At 74.1% G+C, this 19,869-nt stretch carries 16 protein-coding genes; 6 read left to right on the top strand and 10 right to left on the bottom strand.

The annotated features are described in order from the left end of the window. Positions 1–21: 21 nt before the first annotated feature. From FE634_RS02695 to FE634_RS02685, 3 genes are all read right to left on the bottom strand, one after another. The gene (locus FE634_RS02695) at positions 22–1,128 is read right to left on the bottom strand and encodes a phosphotransferase family protein (protein ID WP_148240330.1); all 1,107 of its coding nucleotides are present in this window, start codon (positions 1,126–1,128) and stop codon (positions 22–24) included. Between the two features lie 4 nt (positions 1,129–1,132). Beyond that, entirely contained in the window at positions 1,133–2,404 is a 1,272-nt protein-coding gene (locus FE634_RS02690; protein ID WP_137295593.1) for an acyl-CoA dehydrogenase family protein, read from the bottom strand. Between the two features lie 99 nt (positions 2,405–2,503). After that, a complete protein-coding gene (locus tag FE634_RS02685; protein WP_138875015.1) occupies positions 2,504–3,541 on the bottom strand; it encodes a phosphotransferase family protein in 1,038 nt (345 codons plus the stop codon). 51 nt (positions 3,542–3,592) lie between these two features. Between FE634_RS02685 and FE634_RS02680 the strand changes: the two genes are divergently transcribed. Beyond that, positions 3,593–4,093 (top strand): thioesterase family protein, encoded by a 501-nt coding sequence (locus tag FE634_RS02680; protein WP_138875014.1) that lies wholly within the window; start codon positions 3,593–3,595, stop codon positions 4,091–4,093. A 28-nt stretch (positions 4,094–4,121) separates the two neighbouring features. Here FE634_RS02680 and FE634_RS02675 read toward each other — a convergent pair whose 3' ends face one another. Then, a complete protein-coding gene (locus FE634_RS02675) occupies positions 4,122–5,051 on the bottom strand; it encodes an enoyl-CoA hydratase-related protein (RefSeq protein WP_138875013.1) in 930 nt (309 codons plus the stop codon). A gap of 199 nt (positions 5,052–5,250) precedes the next feature. On the opposite strand from FE634_RS02675, the gene FE634_RS02670 reads away from it, so the two are divergent. Further along, positions 5,251–6,108, top strand: a complete 858-nt coding sequence (locus FE634_RS02670; RefSeq protein ID WP_138875012.1) for a calcium-binding protein — start codon at positions 5,251–5,253, stop codon at positions 6,106–6,108. Between the two features lie 113 nt (positions 6,109–6,221). On the opposite strand, the gene FE634_RS02665 is transcribed toward FE634_RS02670, so the two are convergent. Next, positions 6,222–8,225, bottom strand: a complete 2,004-nt coding sequence (locus FE634_RS02665) for a PTS mannitol transporter subunit IICBA (RefSeq protein ID WP_138875011.1) — start codon at positions 8,223–8,225, stop codon at positions 6,222–6,224. Positions 8,226–8,447: 222 nt separating this feature from the next. Between FE634_RS02665 and FE634_RS02660 the strand changes: the two genes are divergently transcribed. Then, positions 8,448–9,494 (top strand): zinc-dependent dehydrogenase, encoded by a 1,047-nt coding sequence (locus tag FE634_RS02660; RefSeq protein WP_137295588.1) that lies wholly within the window; start codon positions 8,448–8,450, stop codon positions 9,492–9,494. Positions 9,495–9,517: 23 nt separating this feature from the next. On the opposite strand, the gene FE634_RS02655 is transcribed toward FE634_RS02660, so the two are convergent. Both FE634_RS02655 and FE634_RS02650 read right to left on the bottom strand, forming a co-directional pair. Further along, positions 9,518–10,702, bottom strand: a complete 1,185-nt coding sequence (locus tag FE634_RS02655; protein ID WP_138875010.1) for a GDSL-type esterase/lipase family protein — start codon at positions 10,700–10,702, stop codon at positions 9,518–9,520. Between the two features lies 1 nt (position 10,703). After that, a complete protein-coding gene (locus FE634_RS02650; protein WP_137295586.1) occupies positions 10,704–11,288 on the bottom strand; it encodes a TetR/AcrR family transcriptional regulator in 585 nt (194 codons plus the stop codon). 101 nt (positions 11,289–11,389) lie between these two features. Here FE634_RS02650 and ppgK point away from each other — a divergent pair, with 101 nt between their 5' ends. From ppgK to FE634_RS02635, 3 genes are all read left to right on the top strand, one after another. Continuing rightward, a complete protein-coding gene (ppgK, locus tag FE634_RS02645) occupies positions 11,390–12,145 on the top strand; it encodes a polyphosphate--glucose phosphotransferase (RefSeq protein ID WP_138875009.1) in 756 nt (251 codons plus the stop codon). A 7-nt stretch (positions 12,146–12,152) separates the two neighbouring features. Beyond that, the gene (locus FE634_RS02640; RefSeq protein WP_138875008.1) at positions 12,153–13,019 is read left to right on the top strand and encodes a class I SAM-dependent methyltransferase; all 867 of its coding nucleotides are present in this window, start codon (positions 12,153–12,155) and stop codon (positions 13,017–13,019) included. A gap of 155 nt (positions 13,020–13,174) precedes the next feature. Then, the gene (locus tag FE634_RS02635; RefSeq protein ID WP_148240329.1) at positions 13,175–16,525 is read left to right on the top strand and encodes a PAS domain-containing hybrid sensor histidine kinase/response regulator; all 3,351 of its coding nucleotides are present in this window, start codon (positions 13,175–13,177) and stop codon (positions 16,523–16,525) included. A gap of 60 nt (positions 16,526–16,585) precedes the next feature. On the opposite strand, the gene FE634_RS02630 is transcribed toward FE634_RS02635, so the two are convergent. The 3 genes from FE634_RS02630 to FE634_RS02620 are packed head-to-tail and all read right to left on the bottom strand — an operon-like array spanning position 16,586 to position 19,819. Beyond that, entirely contained in the window at positions 16,586–17,386 is an 801-nt protein-coding gene (locus tag FE634_RS02630) for a crotonase/enoyl-CoA hydratase family protein (RefSeq protein ID WP_138875006.1), read from the bottom strand. Positions 17,387–17,400: 14 nt separating this feature from the next. Beyond that, complete coding sequence (locus FE634_RS02625; protein ID WP_138875005.1) at positions 17,401–18,573, bottom strand: acyl-CoA dehydrogenase family protein; 1,173 nt, start codon at positions 18,571–18,573, stop codon at positions 17,401–17,403. 31 nt (positions 18,574–18,604) lie between these two features. After that, a complete protein-coding gene (locus FE634_RS02620; protein ID WP_246060811.1) occupies positions 18,605–19,819 on the bottom strand; it encodes an acyl-CoA dehydrogenase family protein in 1,215 nt (404 codons plus the stop codon). Positions 19,820–19,869 lie beyond the last annotated feature (50 nt).

The raw sequence follows: 19,869 nt of genomic DNA, 5'->3' as shown, positions 1-19,869 counted from the left end.
TCCATCGGGGGACGGGGTGGTTCAGACGCCGGCGACCTCGCGGGCGCGGTGCAGCAGGACCAGGGTGGCGGCGTGCAGGCGGTCGCCGACGTCGCGCGGCGCCAGGCCGGCGCGCGAGCGGGCGTAGGTGCCCTCGAGCACGATGCCGAGCTTGAAGCAGGCCATCGCCACGTACCAGTCGAGGGCACCCAGGTCGCGGGTCGAGTGCTCGCCGTAGTGGCGCACGAGCTCCGCGCGGGTCGGGAGCCCGCCGGCGCGGCCGATGGCGGCGTCGACCACCTCGACGTCGTCGCCGCGCGGCCAGGTGGCCAGCAGGGCGCCGAGGTCGAGCAGGGGGTCGCCGACGGTGGCCATCTCGAGGTCGACGATCGCCGCGACGTCGCCCGAGGTGGGCGTGAGCATGACGTTGGCGAGGTGGTAGTCGCCGTGGATCAGTCCGGGGGTCCAGTCGCGCGGACGGTGGGCGTCGAGCCAGTCGCCGAGGGCCTCGACGCCGGGGAGGTCCGGGCCGTCGTAACCCTCGAGCGAGGAGTACGAGGCGAGCTCGCCGCGCCAGCGCTCGACCTGCCGCTCGAGGAACCCGACCGGCCGGCCGAGGTCGCCGAGCCCCACGGCCTCGTGGTCGACGGCGCCGTAGGCCGCCAGCGCGCGGGCGACCGCGAGACCGGAGCGGTGGCGCAGGGCCGGGTCGCCGGCGTAGGGCCCGGGGAGCTCGAGCGCGGGGTTGAAGCCGTCGACGGGCTCCATCACGTAGAAGACCGCGCCGTCGAGGACGTCGGTGTCGAGGCAGGCCGCGACCAGCCGCGGGTGCGGGACTCCGGTGCCGGCGAGCGCGGCGAGGACCCGGATCTCGCGGCGCAGCGCGTCGTTCGAGCGCGGCCGGAGGTGGCGCGGCCCGCGCCGCAGCACCAGGTCGGCGTCGCCCCGGCGCAGCCGCAGCATGATGTTCTGCGTGCCGCCGCCGAGCGGGCGGACGTCGGTGACCGGTCCGGCGCCGAGCCCCTCGGCGTCCAGCCAGCCGGCGAGCACGTCGAGGTCGACCCCGTGGTCGGCCCTGCGGTCGGTGCTGTGGTCGGTGCTGCGGTCGGTGCTGCGGTCGGTGCTGCGGTCGGTGCCGGGCCCACTCACCCGGTCAGGCCTCGACGCCGTACAGCGCGCGGGCGTGCCGCTCCTGCTCGAAGCGGATGTAGGAGGGGAACTGGGCGTCGTCGGCCTTGTAGTCCTTGAGCACCTCGCGGGCCACGACCATCTTGTGCACCTCGGTCGGGCCGTCGGCGAGGCCGACGTGGAAGGAGTTGATGACCCACTCCGCGAACGGCATCTCGTGGCTCAGGCCGAGCGAGCCGTGCAGGTGCAGGGCGCGCGAGGAGATGTCGTGGAGGACCTGCGGCATGATCGCCTTGACCGCGGAGACGTTCTTGCGGATCGCCTTCCAGTCCTGTCCCTGGTCGGCCATCCAGGCGGTCTCGAGCACGAGCAGCCGGAACTGGCGCAGCTGCACCCACGAGTCGGCGATCTTCTCCTGCACCATCTGCTTGCGGGCGAGCACCTCGCCCTTGGTGCTGCGCGACAGCACCCGCTCGCAGGTCATGTCGAAGGCGCGGGTGGCCTGCGCGAGGGTGCGCATGGCGTGGTGCATCCGGCCGCCGCCGAGGCGGGTCTGGGCGATCGCGAAGGCCTGGCCGGGCTCGCCGAGCATGGCCGAGTGCGGCACCCGGACGTCGGTGAGGCGCAGGTGGGCGTGGGTGTCCTCGCGCTCGCCGTAGAAGCCGTAGTTGCGCACGATCTCGATGCCGGGGGTGTCGGTGTCGATGATGAACATCGACGCCCGCGCGTACGGGCTCGCGGCCTCGGGGTCGGTGACGACCATCATGATGTAGAACGCCGCGGTCTCGGCCTCGGAGGCGAACCACTTCTCGCCGTTGACGACCCACTCGTCGCCGTCGCGGACGGCGGCGGTCTGGAACAGCAGCGGGTCGGCGCCGCCCTGGGGCTCGGTCATCGAGAAGCAGGAGACGACCTCGTTGGCCAGCAGCGGCTCGAGGTACCTCTTCTTCTGCTCCGGCGTGCCGAAGTGGGCGAGGATCTCGGAGTTGCCGGTGTCGGGCGCCTGGGCGCCGAAGACGATCGGGCCGAAGCGCGACATCCCGAACTTCTCGTTCATCAGCGCGAGCTTGAGCTGGCCGTAGCCGGGGCCGCCGAGCTCGGGGCCGAGGTGGCAGGCCCACAGGCCGCGCTCCTTGACCTCGGCCTGGAGCGGCCGCACGAGCCGGACGAACTCGGGGTCGTGGATGTTCCACTGGCTGCCGAGGAGGTAGTCGAGGGGCTGCACCTTCTCGCGGACGAAGGTGTCGATCCAGTCCAGCTCGGGCTGGAACTCGGGGTCGTTCTCGAAGCTCCACATGGCGGTCCGACCGTCCTCTCGCGCCCGCCGGGTCGTTCCCGCGGCGTTGTCACCCTGCAACACGGACATAGCCGAAGTCAATGCGTCCTACTCATTAAGTCATGCACTTGCATTATCGAGGAGGGCGCGGCCCCGCTCGAACAGCACCGGCACCCCACCGCCCATCAGGGCGCTGACCTCGTCGACGCGCCGGCCGGTGCGGTGCAGGTGCAGGTTGAACGCCGCGATCGCGCCGTAGCGGAAGCAGGCCAGGGCCCGGTACCAGTCGTGGTCGGGCAGCGGCGCGCCGCCGGCGTCCTCGTACCAGCGGAGCAGGTCGGCGGGGTCGGCCTCGGTCGCCAGGACGGCGCGGCGCTCGGCGTGCCAGCAGGCGGGGTCGGTCATCATCGACAGCCAGCCGAGGTCCAGCCCGACCGGGCCGACGCCGGCGATCTCCCAGTCGATGACGGCCGCGAGGGCGCCACTGGCGTCGTAGAGCACGTTGTGGGTCTGGAAGTCGCCGTGGAACACCCCGACGCGGTGCCGCCCGGGGTCGTGGGCGACGAGGGCCGCCCCGAGCCGGCGTCCGGCCCCGACCCAGTCCGGCTCGGGCGAGCGCTCGAGCAGCCGGCCCCAGAAGGCCACCTCGGACGCCGCCGTCCGCGGCTCGTCCCAGCCGGGCAGGGCGGCCGCGGCGTCGACGGCGTGCAGCGGCACCAGCGCCGCCACCGCCTGCCGCAGGTGGTGCGCGACGACGTCCGGGTCGAGCGGCGCGGCGCCGGCCGGCCCGTGCATGGGCAGCGGCCGGGCCTCGAGGTAGGGCTGGACGACGGCGTCGGTGCCGAACCAGGCGGGGTCGTCGGTCGACCAGAGCACCGGGGCGACCGCGACCCCGTGCCGCTCGAGCGCCCCGATCAGCGGCACCTGGCGCAGCACGTCGGTGTTGCCACTGCGTCGCACGCCCGGCGGTGCGAGCCGGACGACGAGACGCTCGGCGCCGCCGTCGTGGCCCACCGTGAAGCCGAAGCTCAGCCCCGCGTTGCCGGGCATCGGCGCGACGTCGCGCACCACCGCCGTCGCGCCGTGGCGCTCGCGGGCCCAGGGGGCGAGCAGCCCGGCCATCCGGGGTGCGTCGAGGGCAGCGGCGGGCGGCGACATGGCGGCCACGCTACCGTGGAATCCGAACGAGCGTTCGGGTATGAATGGCCCATGCCGCAGCCGACCTACGCCGACCTCACCGCCCGGACCGACCTCCTGCCGGCCCACCAGCGGCTCGTGGTGCCGCCCGAGTTCGAGGACCACAACGGCCACATGAACATCGCGCACTACCTGACCACGACGTCGTGGGGCGTCCAGCACGCCTTCCACTCCTGGGGCGTCCCGGAGAGCTGGATGGGCGAGGCGCGGGTCGGCACGTTCAGCGTCGAGCACCACCTCACCTACCTCGGCGAGGTGCACGTGGGCGCCGAGGTGTCGGTGCGCGTGCGCTGCGTGGCCCGGTCCGCACGGGGGCTGCACGTCGTCGGGTACCTGCTCGACGACACCCACCGCACGCTCGCCTACGTGATGGAGCTGCTGACCCTCCACGTCGACCTGACCACCCGGCGCACCCGCCCCTGGCCCGGCGACGTCGCCGCCGGGCTCGACCGCGCGGTCGCCGCGCACGCCGTCCTCGACTGGCCGGTGACGGGCTGCCTGGCGGTCCGCTGAGGCCGCCCCGGCGTCGTTGGTGGTCGGCTCAGCGGGCGCCGCGGGCGGCGGTGGCCGGGCCGAGGTCGCCCGGGTCGAAGACGGGGGCGGGGAAGGCGGCCAGGACGTCGGGGACGTCGTCGGGCACGCGGTCGACGAAGACCGGGGCCCGCTTCTCCAGGAACGCCGCGATGCCGTCGTGCGCGTCGGCGCTCACGCCGCGCAGGTTGATGGCGGCGGTCTCCGCGGTGTGGGCGACCACCGGGTGCTCGGCGCCGAGCATCCGCCACATCATCCGCCGGGTGAGCGCGGTCGAGACGGCGGCGGTGCCCTCGGCGATCTCGCGGGCCAGCGCGTACGCCGCGGGCAGCAGGTCCTCCGGGGCGTGCAGGCTGCGCACCAGCCCGCGCTCGAGCGCCTCGGCGGCCCCGACGGCGCGGCCGGTGTAGACCCACTCGAGGGCGGTCTGCATCGGGACCACCCGCGGCAGGAACCAGGTCGAGCAGGACTCCGGCACGAACCCGCGCCGGTTGAAGACGAAGCCGAACCGGGCCGCCTCCGAGGCCATCCGGACGTCGCACGGCAGCGTGATCGTCGCGCCGACGCCGACCGCGGCACCGTTGACGGCGGCGATGATCGGCTTGTCGAGGTCGAACATCCGCAGCACCACGCGGCCGCCGCCGTCGCGGCGCACCGGCAGGTCCTGGCCCGCCACGTCGTGGGTGGTCCCGGGCGGCGCGGTGTCGGAGGTGCGCCAGCGCGCGAACGCCTCGGAGGACTCCGAGAGGTCCATGCCGGCACAGAAGGCCCGACCGGTTCCGGTGAGGACGACGACCCGGACGTCGGGGTCGGCGTCGACGGCGTCCCAGACCTCCATCAGCTCGGCCTCCATGACGTCGGTGAAGGCGTTGAGCCGGTCCGGGCGGTCGAACCGGACGGTGGCGATCCCGTCGGCCACCTCGAGGGCGATCTGCTGCACGGCGCTCCACGTCCTCTCCTGAACGTTCGTTCGGTTCGGGAACCGTAGCCGAGGTCACGCACCGACGCGACGGCCGCGGGAGGTGGTACTCACGCCCGGGTCCGTGGCACGGTGGAGATCGGCGTCGCGTGCGTACCGGCTCCCCCGGCCGGTCGACGTCCATCCCCCCAACCCGACACGCACCATTGGAGGCACCCCCATGCCTGTTCCCCAGAAGATCCACGCCCGACTCACCGGGCTCGCGGCCGCCGCGGCGGCGACGGCGCTCGTCGTCGCCGGACCGGTGCCCACCGGCACGGCGTCGGCACCCGCGGCCGGCGCGGACGGCCCCACCGCCCGGGCGACGTCCGGACCGCCGCCCGGCCACCCGATCACCGAGCTCGTCGGCCAGTTCCCGCTGCCCAAGCTGCAGGAGACCGAGGCCCACCTCAGCCTGTCGAAGTGGGGCTACCGGTTCCAGGCCGGCATGGCCGACAACCAGGTCACGATCACCGAGGTCGGCCGCCGGCTCCGCTTCGCCGACGCCGCCGCGCGCCGCTGGGCGCACCTGCCGAAGACCTGCCAGCGCCGCCCGGCCGCCGTCGGCATCGCCGCGTCGTGCCGGATCCCGAAGAACTTCAGCAACAGCCGGATGTTCCTCGAGGTGTGGCCGCGCCTGGGCGACGACACCGTCGACGGCTCGACCCTCTCGGCGAAGTACCGCATGTGGGTGCTGGTCGACGAGGGTGACGACACGATCCACCTCGGCGCCGGCGCCGACTTCGCCAACGGCGCGTTCGACGACGACACCGTCACCGGCGGTCGCGGCAACGACTGGATCCGGGTCGGGACCGGCTCGAACGTCGTCGACGGCGGTCCCGGCCGGGACCGCCTCATGGGCGGTGACGACCGGGACCTGATCCGCGGTGGCCCCGGCGTCGACCGGCTCGGCGGGCACGGCGGGTACGACGTCCTGTGGGGCGAGGGTGCCGACGACATCGTCGTCGGCGGCCCGGGCAACGACATCGGCTACCGCGAGGGGAACGACCGGTTCCGCGAGGTCGAGTCGGTGCGCTGAGCCGGCACCGCGACCGGCACTCCCCCGCACCCGGCCCGTCCCCCGGGACGAGTGACGCCCCCCGCACCGTGGTCGACGGTGCGGGGGGCGTGCCGGTGGAGCAGCGGCCCGGCTCAGGCCGGCTGCAGGGCGCCGAGGATCGCGCGGACCTCGGACTCGGTGCCGGCCGCCTCGAGGCGGGCGACCTGGTCGGGGTCGACGAAGATCTCGGCGATCTTCGCGAGCAGCTTGAGGTGCTCGTTGCCGGCGGAGGCGATGCCGATGACGAACGTGACCTCCTTGCCCTTCCAGTCGACGGGCTCGGCGTAGCGGACGAAGGTGATCGCGGTCCGGCTGACGCCGCTCTTGGCGTCGTTGGTGCCGTGCGGGATCGCCAGCAGGTTGCCCATGTAGGTCGACACCGAGGCCTCACGGGTGTGCATCGCGTCGGCGTAGGCCTGGTCGGCCGCCCCCGAGGCGACGAGCAGGGCACCGGCGCGGGTGATCGCCTCGTCGCGTGACTCCGAGGGCGCGTCCAGCACCAGCGAGCCCTCGGGGAGCAGGGAGTCGGCCGAGACCGGGGCGTCCGCCTCGGCCGGCGCGGCGGCGGCCGGGGTCGCGGCGTCGTTGCGCTGCTTGACCAGCTCGACGATCTCGTCGTAGCGCGGGCTGTTCATGAAGTTCTCCACCGACACGTGCTGGGCCGAGGGCGTGCGCTGCTCGGCGCGCGCCGTCAGGTCCTGGTGGGTCACGACGAGGTCGATGTCGTCGGTGAGGTTCGAGATCGCCTTGTTGACGACCGAGACGTCGGCGAAGCCCGCGGCACGGATCTTCTTGCGGAGCACCGAGGCGCCCATCGCCGAGGAGCCCATGCCCGCGTCGCAGGCGAAGACGATGCTGTTGATCGGGCCGGTGCCCGAGCCGGTCAGCATCGAGGCGACCGAGGACTTCCTGCCCTTGGTGGCCTCCATCCGGGCGGTGGCGGCGGCGAGGTCGCCGTCGTCCTCGGCGCGGTCGGTCTTGAGCAGCAGCGAGGCGATCGCGAAGGTCACCGCGGCCGAGGCGAGCACCGAGAGCGCGACACCGAAGTAGGAGCCCTTCGCGGTCTGCGCGAACACCGCGATGATCGAGCCCGGCGAGGCCGGGGCCCGCAGGCCGGTGTCGAAGGCGACGTTGACCGCGACGCCGGTGGCGCCGCCGGCGACGACGGCCAGGATCAGCTTGGGCTTCATCAGCACGTAGGGGAAGTAGATCTCGTGGATGCCGCCGAAGAAGTGGATCAGCGCCGCGCCGGGGGCCGAGGCCCGCGCGAGGCCCTTGCCGAAGAACGTGAACGCCAGCAGGATGCCGAGGCCCGGACCGGGGTTGGCCTCGAGGAGGAACAGCACCGACTTGCCGTTCTCGCTGACCTCCTGGATGCCGAGCGGGGTGAGCGCGCCGTGGTTGATCGCGTTGTTGAGGAAGAAGACCTTGGCCGGCTCGATGAACACCGAGGTGAGCGGCAGCAGGTTGTTGTTGACCAGCGTCTCGACGATGTTGCTGGCGACGTCGGTGATCGCGTTGACGACGCGGGCGACGGCGAAGAAGCCGACGATCGCCATGACGAACGCGGTGATGCCGGCCGAGAACTGGTTGACGAGCATCTCGAAGCCCGCCTTGACCTTGCCGTCCCACAGCGCGTCGAGCTGCTTCATGACCCAGGCCGACAGCGGGCCGAGGATCATCGCGCCGAGGAACATGTGGATCTGGCCGAGCGGGGAGAAGTCGGCCTCGGCCTTGCCGTCGGCGAGCCACGCGGCCAGGTCGTCGGCGTTGATCTCGGCGATCAGCAGGTCGGAGCCCGCGATCGCGCCCATCACGGCGAAGGCGCCGACGACGGCGCCCCGGTCGCCGTAGACCATCCGGCCGCCGGTGGCGGCGATGATGACCGGGAGCAGGTAGTGGATCGCCGGCCCGACGATGGTGGCCAGGTCGGCGTTCGGCAGCCAGCCGTCCGGGATGAAGAGTGCGGTGAGGAAACCCCAGGCGATGAGCGCCGGGATGTTGGGCATGATCATGTTCGACATCGCGGTGCCGAACTTCTGGACGCGGACGCGGAGCCCGGCTGAGCTCGCCGTGTGCGTGGTGCTGGTCGCCATGAGCGCCTTCTCCCTACGGGCCTCTCGGCCCCGGACCTGGGCACGGACCGCCGTCGCACCCGCCGGGGGCGGCTGTGACGGCAATCACGCGAATCTGTGAATGCCTTTATATCTTCGGCCCGAACCCGCGTCAAGCAAAACGAACCAACATGTTCGGGTCCAATCCCACATTTGTGCGTTAGGGTCCCAGACATCCCGGACCACGACGTGAGGAGAGACACCATGAAGGCCCTGAGGTTCTACGCCCCCGAGGACGTCCGCCTGGTCGACGTGCCCGAGCCGGAGTGCGGTCCGGACGAGGTGAAGATCAAGGTCAAGAACTGCTCGACCTGCGGCACCGACGTGAAGATCAAGAAGAACGGCCACGTCAACATCACCGGCGAGACCACGCTGGGCCACGAGGTCGCCGGCGAGGTCGTCGAGGTCGGCGCGGACGCGCTCGGCGGGTTCCAGGTCGGCGAGCGGGTGCAGTGCATCGCCGCGGTCCCCTGTGGTGAGTGCCACGAGTGCCGGAAGGGCTGGATGGAGGTCTGCCAGAACCAGACCTCGGTCGGCTACCAGTACGACGGCGGCTTCGCCGAGTACATGATCGTCCCGAAGCAGGTCCTCAAGGTCGACGGCCTCAACCGGATCCCCGACAACGTCGGCTACGACGAGGCCTCCGCCGCCGAGCCGTTCGCGTGCGCGATCAACGCCCAGGAGCAGCTCGGCATCGAGGAGGGCGACTTCGTCGTCGTCTTCGGCGCCGGCCCGATCGGCTGCATGCACATCCGCATCGCCCGCGGCGTCCACAAGGTCGGCACCGTCGTCCTGGTCGACATCAACGACGAGCGGCTGAAGATGTCGGCCGACGCCGTCCGGCCCGACCACGTCGTCAACGCCGCCGACGTCGACGTCGTCGCGAAGGTCATGGAGCTCACCGGCGGCCGCGGCGCGGACGTCGTGATCACCGCGACCCCGGCGAACGTGACCCAGGAGCAGGCCATCTCGATGGCCGCGCGCCAGGGCCGGATCTCCTTCTTCGGCGGCCTGCCCAAGAACGACCCGTTCATCAAGGCCGACTCGAACCTGATCCACTACCGCCAGCTGCACGTGCACGGCGCCAACGGCTCCTCGCCCGAGCACAACAAGCGGGCGCTCGAGTACATCTCGACCGGGCAGGTCCCGGTCAAGGACCTCATCACCCGCCACGTGCCGCTCGACGACGTCATGTCGGTCTTCGACATCGTCGCCAAGGGCGAGGCGATCAAGGTCACCGTCGAGCCGTAGGCACCACCCGCACCGCTGACCCGTCAGTGATCAGCGACGGGTCGGCGTGGGGCGAAGGGGGCGCCGGGGCCGAAGGCGCGCCCGGCGAACCGCTCCCCCACCAGCAGGTGGGTCGCGGCGTCGGGGTGCAGCCCGTCCGGGAGCGGGTGCTCGGCCTCGTCGGGCTCGCCGTACAGCTCGGGACCCTCGAGCAGGTGCAGGTGCGGGTCGGACGCCGTCCGCTCGGCGACGACCCGCGCGAGCTCCTCGCGGACCACCCGGAGCGTGAGCCGGCCGGCCGCCGCGTCGGCGGGGTCGCCGGTGGCGACGAAGCCCATCCGGCCCTCGGCCAGCGCCGCGAGGTCGGGGGCGAGCGGGCCGGGCGTGTCCTCGTGCAGGGGGCAGCGCAGCGGCGTGACGACGAGCAGGGGCACCTCGGGGTGTCCCTCGCGGATGGTGTCGAGGAACCCGTGCACCGCCGGGCCGAGCGCGCGGCGCCGCATCAGGTCGGTGTTGACGACGTTGATGCCGATCTTCACGCTGACCAGGTCGGCGGGGGTGTCGCGCAGGGCGCGGGCGGTGAACGGGTCGAGGAGCGCACCGCCGCCGAACCCGAGGTTGACCAGCTCCACGCCGCCGAGCCGGGCCGCGACCACCGGCCAGGTGCCGGTCGGGGTGGCGGCGTTCGAGCCGTGGCTGATCGAGCTGCCGTGGTGGAGCCAGGTACGTCGTCCGGTGTGGTCCGGCGGCGCGACCGGGGCGTCGGCGCGCAGGGCGACCAGCACGGTCGTCTCGTCGTGCGGGAGCCAGACCTCGACGTCCTTGGTGCCGGCGGCGAGGCCGTCGAAGCGCACCGTCGCCGGCGCGCCGGCCTCGTGCCCGAACGCGCCGGTGGTCATGTCGATGGTCAGGACGTCGCCGCCGGCCGCGCTCCCGCGGGCGACGGGCTCGCCGTCGACCACGAGGTCGTAGACGCCGTCGGGCCGGGGCGGGGCCCCGACGTAGACCCGCTTGGTCGGGATCGTGTCGAGCTCGAGCACCGTCGCGGCGGTGCGGAACGCCAGCCGGACGCCGGCGGGCTGCGACTCGGCCATCGCCAGCTGCGGGTCGGTGTTCTGTGCGCGGGCCCGCGCGGGGAGCCGGTGCGGCACGAGGCCGCGCTCGGTGCGCTCGAGCTCGACCGCCCCGCGCACCAGGTCCTCGAGGGGGGTCTCGGTCAGGGTGGGCACGTCAGCTCCTCGGCTCGTCGGTGGTGGGCCACGAGCGCAGCAGCGCGTCGAGGCTGTCGATCACGCGCACCCACGACTCGTCGGAGCCGGGGGCGCTGTGGCTGAAGGCGCCGCGGAGCTCGAGGCTCACGTAGCCGTGGAACACGCTGCCGAGCAGCCGGACGGCGTGGGTCCGGTCGGGCTCGGCGAGGTGGTAGTCGCGCAGCACCGCGCGGGTCATCGCCGCGTGCCGGGGTCCGGCGCTGGCCAGCGCGGTCTCGTGGTCGAGCGGGTGCTGCGCGGCGGCGTACCGCCCGGGGTGCTCACGGGCGTAGTCGCGGAACACCCCGCCCAGCGCGGCGAGCGCGTCGCGCCCGGCCCGGCCGGCGAGCTCCTCGGCGGCCCGGTCCGCGAGCTCGGCCAGCGCGAGGAGCGCGACCCGGGTCTGGAGGTCGCCCAGGCCTGCGACGTGGGAGTAGAGGCTGGCCACCCTCACGCCGAGGCGCTCGGCCAGGGCCGACAGCGACACCTCCGCGAAGCCCACCTCGTCGGCGAGGTCCGCCGCGGCGGTGGTGACCCGCTGCGCGTTCAGTCCGGCTCGTGCCATACCCCCATCGTAGATCACCTACAAGCATTAGGTAAATCCCGTGGCGGCGTCGTCGGGGAGGGTGGTGGTTGGCGGGGTCGACGACGTGGTGGGATGCACGCATGACGAGCACGAGCAGCAGCCACAGCCCCGTCGGCATCGACTTCGGCGGCTCCGGGATCAAGGGGGCCCTGGTCGACCTCGAGCGGGGCGACTTCGAGGGCGAGCGCACCCGGATCCCGACGCCGGACCCGTCGACGCCGGACGCGGTCGCCGCGGTGCTCGTCGAGGTGCTCGAGAAGCTCGGCGGCGACGGCCCCGTGGGGGTGACCGTGCCCGGGGTGGTGCGCGAGGGGGTCGTGCGCAGCGCCGCGAACATCGACGGGTCCTGGATCGGCACCGACGCCTCCGCCGTCTTCGGCACCGTCACCGGACGACGGGTGCTCGCGCTCAACGACGCCGACGCGGCCGGCCTGGCCGAGGCGACGTACGGCGCCGCGCGCGGCCAGCGCGGCCTGGTCATCGTCACCACCCTCGGCACCGGGATCGGCTCGGCCCTCCTGCAGGACGGCGTCCTGGTGCCGAACTCCGAGCTCGGGCACCTCGAGGTCGAGGGCCGCAACGCCGAGTCCCACGCCGCCAACAGCGCCCGCGAGAAGGAGGACCTCTCGTGGGAGGAGTGGTCCGAGCGGCTCACGACCTACTACCGGACGGTCGAGCGGCTGCTCTCGCCCGACCTGTTCGTCGTCGGCGGCGGGGTCAGCAAGCACGCCGACCAGTTCCTGCCGATGGTCCGCATCGAGACCCCGATCATCCCGGCGGTGCTGCGCAACAAGGCCGGGATCATCGGCGCCGCGCTGCACGCGAGCCGGGCCTGAGGCACCGGTGAGCGGCGACAACGAGGGCCAGCGCTCCGACTGGACCGACGTCGGGCGCGGCTGGGTCGCGCAGGAGGCCGTCTTCGACGCCGCCTTCGCGCCCGTGACCGAGGCCATCCTGACGGCCGCCGGCCTCACGGCGGGCAACCGCGTCCTGGACGTCGGCTGCGGCTCGGGCACGCTGCTCGCCGCCGCGACGGCGGCCGGTGCCGAGGCGGTCGGCGTCGACATCTCCCCGACCATGGTCGAGGCGGCCCGCCGCCGGGTGCCGGGGGCGACGGTCGTGCTCGCCGACGCCCAGGACAGCGACCTGCTGGAGGTCGCCCCGGGGCGGCCCTTCGACCGGGTCGTTTCCCGCTTCGGCGTGATGTTCTTCGCCGACCCGGTCGCCGCGTTCTCGCGGATCCGGGGCGCCGCCGCCGACGACGCCCGCCTGGTCCTCGTGTGCTGGCGCACCCGCGAGGAGAACCCGATCTTCACCCTCGGCACCGACGTCCTCACCCGGCGGTTGCCACCGGCCGGGCCCGAGCCGGTCGACGCCCCCGGCCCCACGACGTTCGCCGACCCGACGCGGCTGCGCACCGTGCTGTCCGCGGCCGGCTGGGCGCCCACGGTCGCGCCGCTCGACTTCGTGTGCGACTACGCCGGCGCCGACCCCACCGGGCACGGCGACGGCGTCGAGGAGCGCCTGGCCGTCGTGCTGGCGACCTCCACCGGCGCCCGGGCCCGCGCCGTCCTCGAGCCGGAGCTCGGACCCGACGGCTGGGCCGCCCTCGTCGAGGAGGTCCGTGCCGACCTGCTCTCGCACCTCGACGACCGCGGCGGGCTGCGGATCCCCGGCGCCGCCTGGCTCGTCACCGCGACCCCGGGCTGATCGGCCGGGCTGATCGGCCGGGCTGACCGGGCGGCGGATCGGTCGGCGGATCTGCCGGACTCGGCCACGACGACCCCACCGGCACCACTATCGTGGGGGCTCAAGGGTGAGAGTCGGGGTCCTCCACCGGTTGGCTGCACGGAAAGGGGCCGGACGTGCCGCAGGGCGACCTCAACCGCCAGATCGTCGAGTCCTTCACCGACGGCATCGTCGCCCTCGAGCTCGACGGCACGATCCGCTTCGCGAACCCGAGCGCCGAGTCGCTGCTCGGCGTGGCACCGCTCCAGGGCCTGCACATGGCGCAGTTCCTCGACGAGGCCGGCCAGCGGCACGGCGACGACTACCTGGGGCGCGCCGCCGCCGGGGAGATCGTGGGCGGCGAGCTCGACACGATGCTGGTGCGCCACGACGGCTCGCCGCTGTGGGTCAAGCTGCGCCAGACCGCCCTGGTGGACGGCGACCGGATCGCCGGCGTCATCCTGCGGCTGACCGACAACCACGAGACCAAGCAGCTCCTCGAGGCGGTCAACGCCAGCCGGGAGCGGCTCGTGCGCGCCGAGCGGATCGCGCGCAGCGGCAGCTGGACGTGGGACGTCACGGCCGCGCACGTGTCGTACTCCGACGGCCTGGTCGACCTCTACGGCGAGCACACCGAGGCCCTGATGGGACGCCGGCGCGAGGCCCTGCTGGCCATCACCCACCCCGAGGACCACCAGCGGATGGGCGCCGCGATCGACGGCCTCGCCTCCGGCGCGACACCGGTCGTCGACCTCGAGGTGCGCCAGCACGGTCGCGAGGGGTGGATGTGGGTGCGGCTGCGCGCCCTGGGCACCTACGACGCCGAGGGGAGGCTCGTCGAGGCCTCGGGGACCTACCAGGACGTGACCCGCGCCCGCGACACCGAGGACCAGCTGCACGACCTGGTGTCGCAGAACTCCCTCATGCAGGCCGTCGCGACCGCCGCCAACGAGGCCACGTCGCTGCACGAGGTCCTCCTCCAGGCCCGTCTGCTGGTGCTGGTGCACGACGACTGGACCCGTGCCCGGGCCTTCGTCCCCTCCCCCGGGGCGACGCCGCTGGTGCCGCTCCTCGTCGACCCCGACGCCGGGTACACCCCGGTCGAGGAGCCCGAGGACCCCGACGACCCCGACGCCGGCGCCCGTGAGCTCGCGACCGCCGAGGAGGCCTACCGGCGCGGCGAGCCGGTGTGGGACACCGAGCGCCGCCTCACGATCGCGTTCCCGGTGGTCCTCGACGACGAGGTCCTCGCCGTCCTGGCGATGACGTCGCGCCCGCCGCTGTACCGGCACGACATGATCCGCGGCATGGTCGAGCAGGCCGCCGCCCAGCTCACGCGCGTCGCCGAGCGCGAGCGGGCGGCCGGCGAGCTGGCGGCCGCGCGGGACCGGGCGGTGCGGGCCTCGGAGCACAAGTCGGACTTCCTGGCGACGATGAGCCACGAGATCCGCACCCCGCTCAACGGCATCATCGGGCTCAACGAGCTGCTCCAGGCCACCGACCTCTCCGACCGCCAGCAGCACCTGGTGTCGGGCATCGCGGTGTCGAGCCGCTCCCTCATCGAGCTCACCAACGACATCCTCGACTTCGCCAAGATCGAGGCCGGCCGGCTCGAGGTCGAGTCCGTCGACTTCGAGGTCCGCGAGGTCCTCGCCGAGGTCGCGAACGTGCTGGCCGAGAGCGCCCGCGCGCGCGACATCGAGCTCCTCGTCTCCTGCAGCCCCGACCTCCCGGGCGTCCTCGCCGGCGACCCGGTCCGCCTCAAGCAGGTGCTGCTCAACCTGGGGTCGAACGCGGTGAAGTTCACCGCGTCCGGCTCGGTCGAGATCCGCGCCACCGCCGAGCCGCCCGCCGACCCGGCTGCCGACCCGGCTGCCGACCCGGCCGCCGGTACCGCGGACGCCGGCACCGTGCTGCGGGTCGAGGTCAGCGACACCGGGATGGGCATCAGCCCCGCGCAGCTGCGCCACATCTTCTCGCCCTTCGCCCAGGGCGACACCTCCACGACCCGCCGCTTCGGGGGCACCGGGCTGGGCCTGGCGATCTCCTCCGAGATCGTCGCCGCGTTCGGCGGCGAGATCGGCGTCGAGAGCCACCAGGGCGTCGGCAGCACGTTCTGGTTCACCGCCCGGCTCGGGGTGGCGCACGGCGGCCCGGTCACCGCCACGCTGGCCCGCGCCCGCCGCGCCCTCGAGGGCCGCCACGTGCTCGTGGTCGGCGACGAGGCCCTCAACCGCACGATCCTGCGCGAGCAGCTCGGCTGGTGGGGCATGGCCACCGCCGAGGCCGGGGGCTCGCCGGAGGAGCTGGCCGGCCTGACCGGCACGACCCCCGACGGCCACCCCTACGACGTCGTCCTGCTGGACCTGGCCGCGACCGACCCCGACCGGCTCGCGCACGCCACGGCGGCCGCCCGGGCCGCGCACCCCGACGACCCGGTGGTCATCCTGATCACCTCGGCGGCCGCGCCGCCCGACGACACCCTCGACGCGCTCGGCATCACCGTGTGCCTGACCAAGCCGGTGCCGTCGGTCATCCTGCGCGAGGTCCTCCTCGCCGCCCTCGTCCCCCGTGCCGAGCGCGACGTCGCGGCTCCGCCGACGACCGCCCCGAGCGGGAGGGGCACCGTGCTGGTCGTCGAGGACAACGCGATCAACCAGCTCGTCGCCCGCGGGCTGCTCGAGGCCCTCGGGTACGCCGTCGAGACCGCCGACGACGGCGAGGAGGCCCTGGTCCGCATCGAGGCCGGCGCCTTCGACGCCGTGCTGATGGACGTCCAGATGCCCCGTCTCGACGGCTACGACACGACGCGGGCGCTGCGCCGCGCCGACGCGCGCGACCGCAGCGGGGGCCGGCTGCCGATCCTCGCCATGACCGCGGCCGCCGTCTCGGGAGAGCGCGAGCGGTGCCTGGCCGCCGGCATGGACGACTTCATCACCAAGCCGGTCTCACCGACCGGCCTCGGCGCCGCCCTGGCCCGCTGGGTCGACCGGGACCCCGGCCCCGGCGACGCCGCCCTCCCCGGTGACGGCCGTGTTGCTCCCGACCGCGACGCCGGCGACGGCGACGGCGCGGACGGCGACGGCGACGGGCGGGGCGCCCGGGGCGAGCCCGCCAGCGCCCACCTCGACCACGAGCGGCTCGCGATGCTGCTCGACCTGCGCCCCGACGACACGTCCTACCTCGACCGGGCGATCGGCAACTTCCTCGGCCGGCACCACGACGTCGTCGAGACCCTGACCCGGGCCGTGCAGGACGCCGACCCGACGGTCCTCGTCGCCTCGGCGCACTCGCTGCGGGGCAGCGCCGGCAACCTCGGGCTCCCCGTCGTCGCCGGGCTCGCCACCTCCCTCGAGGAGCTCGGCCGCCTCGACACCACCACCGGCTTCGCGCCGCTGCTCGCGGACCTCGTCGTCGAGCTCGACGCCGCCTGCCGGGCCCTGGAGCGCTACCAGTCCTGGTACCGCTCGCGCTCCGTCAGCCCCTGACCGCGTGCGCCCCCGCCGACCCGTCAGTGATCACTGACGGGTCGGCGAGCAGCACGGCGCTCACCGGCCGGTCCAGACGGGCGGGCGCTTCTCGGCGAAGGCGATCGCACCCTCGCGGGCGTCGTCGGACTGCCCCACCGGGCGCGCGATCCGGTCCTGCTCGGCCCAGCGCTGCTCCTCGGTCCAGTCGGCCGACTCCACGATGATCCGCTTGCTCGCCGCGACGGCGAGGGGGCCGTTCGCGGCGATCTCGCGGGCCAGCTCCAGCGCGGCGTCGAGCGCGGCACCGTCGTCGACGAGGCGGTTGACCAGGCCCAGGGAGGCCATCCGTTCGGCGCCGACGTGGTTGCCGAGCAGGGCGAGCTCCATCGCGACGTGGTACGGGACGCGCTCGGGCAGCCGGAGCAGCCCGCCACCGGCGGCGACCAGGCTGCGCTTGGCCTCGGGGATGCCGAACGCCGCGCCGCGGGCCGCGACCACGAGGTCGCAGGCCAGCACGATCTCGAAGCCGCCGGCCAGCGCGTAGCCCTCGACCGCGGCGATCAGCGGCTTGCGCGGCGGCCGCTGCACCAGGCCCGCGAAGCCACGGCCCTCGACGACGGGGTTCTCCCCGCGCACGAACGCCTTGAGGTCCATGCCGGCGCAGAAGTGGCCGCCGGCGCCGGTGATGACGCCGACCTGGAGCGCCGGGTCGTCGTCGAGGCGGGTCATCGCCGCGGCGATCGAGCGGGCGACGCTCTCGTTGACGGCGTTGCGGGCGCGGGGGCGGTCGAGGGTGACGACGAGGACGCCGTCGACCGCCTCGACGTGCACCTCCTCGGCGGCCTGGTCTTCGGTCGGGGTCGTGGGTTCGCTGGGCATGGCTGACCTCCCGATCAGGACGCGGCGTCGAGGACCGACGCGGCGAGTCGCTCGGCGGCGGCGGCGCGGCCCCCGAGCAGGGCCGCGTCGCCGACGGCGCGCTTGTAGTAGAGGTGGGTGGGGTGCTCCCAGGTGAAGCCGATGCCGCCGTGCACCTGCACGGTGTTCTTGGCCAGGGCCGGGAAGGCGGCGGCGGTCACGACGGTGGCGAGGTCCACGGCGGTGCGGGGCTCGTCGTCGGTGGCGCCGTCGAGGGTCCACGCCGCGTGGTAGGTCACCGAGCGGGACTGCTCGACCGCCACCAGCATGTCGGCGCAGCGGTGCTTGACGCCCTGGAAGGACCCGATCGGCCGACCGAACTGCAGCCGCCCCTTGGCGTGCTCGACGGAGGTCTCGAGCAGCCGGGCCCCGGCACCGACCGCGCCGGCGGCCAGCACCAGCGCGCCCACGTCGCGGGCCGCGGCGACGGCGTCGAGGGTGGCCGCCCCGGCGGCGGCGAGCGGGGTGGCGGGGGTGGCGTCGAACCGGACGACGGCGAGCCGCCGGGTCTGGTCGAGGGTCGTCTGCGGCGTCGTCCGCACGCCCTCGGCGTCGGCCCGGACGACGTGCAGGCGCGGGCCGTCGGGGGTCTGGGCGACGACGAGGAGGGTGTCGGCCGCCGCGGCGTCGAGCACGTGGGAGGCGGTGCCGGTGAGCCGGACGTCGCTCCCCCCGCCGGCGGTGACGTCGGCGTCGACGGTGACGTCGGTGGCCCCCGGCGACCAGCGGCCGCGGGCGTCGGTGGCGACCAGCGCGAGCACCGCGCCGCCGTCCACGACGCCGCCGACGAGCTCGGCGGCCAGACCGTCCGGGCCGTCCGGGTGGTCGCCGACGTGGGACAGCGCGGTGCCGGCGAGCGCGACGGTGCCCAGGAGGGGGACGCCGGCCAGGGTGCGGCCGAGCTCCTCGGCGAGCAGGGCGAGCTCGACGTGGCCGGGGGCGCCCGGCTCGCTGTCGCCGCCGAGCGCGACGGGGAGGGTGAGCCCCAGGACGCCGAGGTCGGTGCCGAGGGCGCGCCAGACCTCACGGTCGAAGCCGTGCTCGGTGTCGAGCTCGGCCCGCACCGCGGTCTCGTCGAAGGAGCGGGTCGCGAACGAGCGCGCCAGGTCGCGCAGCGAGCGCTGCTCGGCGGTGAGGTCGAACTCCATCGGGGCTCCTGCGGGGTGTCGGGGGTCGGTGTCAGCCACGGGGCACGTCCCGCCACGGCTTGCCGGTGTCGACGCGGACGTCGCCGGGCAGCCCGAGCAGCCGCTCGCCGAGGATGTTGCGGAGCACCTCCGAGGTGCCGCCCTCGATGGTGTTGGCGCGCGAGCGGAGGAAGAGCCGGCCGTAGTCCTCCGCCGCCTCGGCGTCGGGGCCGTCCGGGCCGTACCCGCTGTAGAGGGCGGCGTCCGGGCCGAGGAGGTCGAGGCAGAACTCGTAGACCTCCTGGTTCAGCTCGGCGCCGGTGAGCTTGCCGATCGAGCCCTCGGCGCCGGCGGGCCTGTCGCCCTGCTCGACGCGGAACCGGTCGCCGGTGAGGCGGGCGGCGTCCGCGCGGGCGAACAGCTCGACCAGGCGGGCCCGCAGCTCGGGGGTGTGCAGGTCGGGCCGGGCGCGCCACAGCCGCAGGGCCGAGCCGATCGACCCGCTGCCGCGCACGCTCGAGCCCCCGCCGATCGCGCTGCGCTCGTTCATCAGCGTCGTCATGGCGACCCGCCAGCCCTCGCCGACCTCGCCGAGCCGGTGGCTGTCGGGGATCCGCGCCTCGGTGAGGTGCACCTCGTTGAACTCGGCCTCCCCGGTCATCTGGCGCAGCGGGCGCACCTCCACGCCGGGGGCGTGCATGTCGAGGACGAAGTAGGTCAGCCCGCGGTGCTTGGGCTGGTCGGGGTCGGTGCGGGCCAGGAGCAGCGCCCACCGGGCCAGGTGCGCGCTGCTGGTCCACACCTTCTGCCCGCTCACCACCCACTCGTCGCCGACCTTCTCGGCGCGGGTCGCGAGCCCGGCGAGGTCGGAGCCGGCACCGGGCTCGCTGAAGAGCTGGCACCAGAGCTCGTCGCAGACGTACAGCGGACGCAGCAGCCGCTCCGACAGCTCGGCGCTGCCGTGGTGGAGCACGGTCGGCGCGGCCATGCCGTAGCCCATCGGGTTGAGCCAGAACGGGATCGGGCCGCCGGCACCCTGGAGGATCTCGTCGACCGCGGCCTGGACGCCGGGCTCGGCCCCCAGGCCCCCGAGACCCTCGGGGAAGTGGACCCACGCGAGGCCGGCGTCGAAGCACGCCTCGAGGAACTCGCGGCGCGGCGTGGTGGTGGGTGGGTGGGACTCGACGACGCCGCGGGCGGCCTCGATGGCGCGGGCCCGCCGGGCCGCCGGGCTGCCGGTCGTCGGAGTGCTCGTCGTGCTGGTCACTGGTCTCCTCGGGTGGTCATCGGTCCTCGAACGCCGGCGCGCGACGTTCG

Origin of the sequence: Nocardioides sp. S-1144, assembly GCF_005954645.2 — a bacterium.
Lineage (GTDB): Bacteria > Actinomycetota > Actinomycetes > Propionibacteriales > Nocardioidaceae > Nocardioides > Nocardioides dongxiaopingii.
The sequence above is the reverse complement of the archived record's forward strand: the minus strand, read 5'-3'. Positions and strand labels throughout refer to the sequence as shown.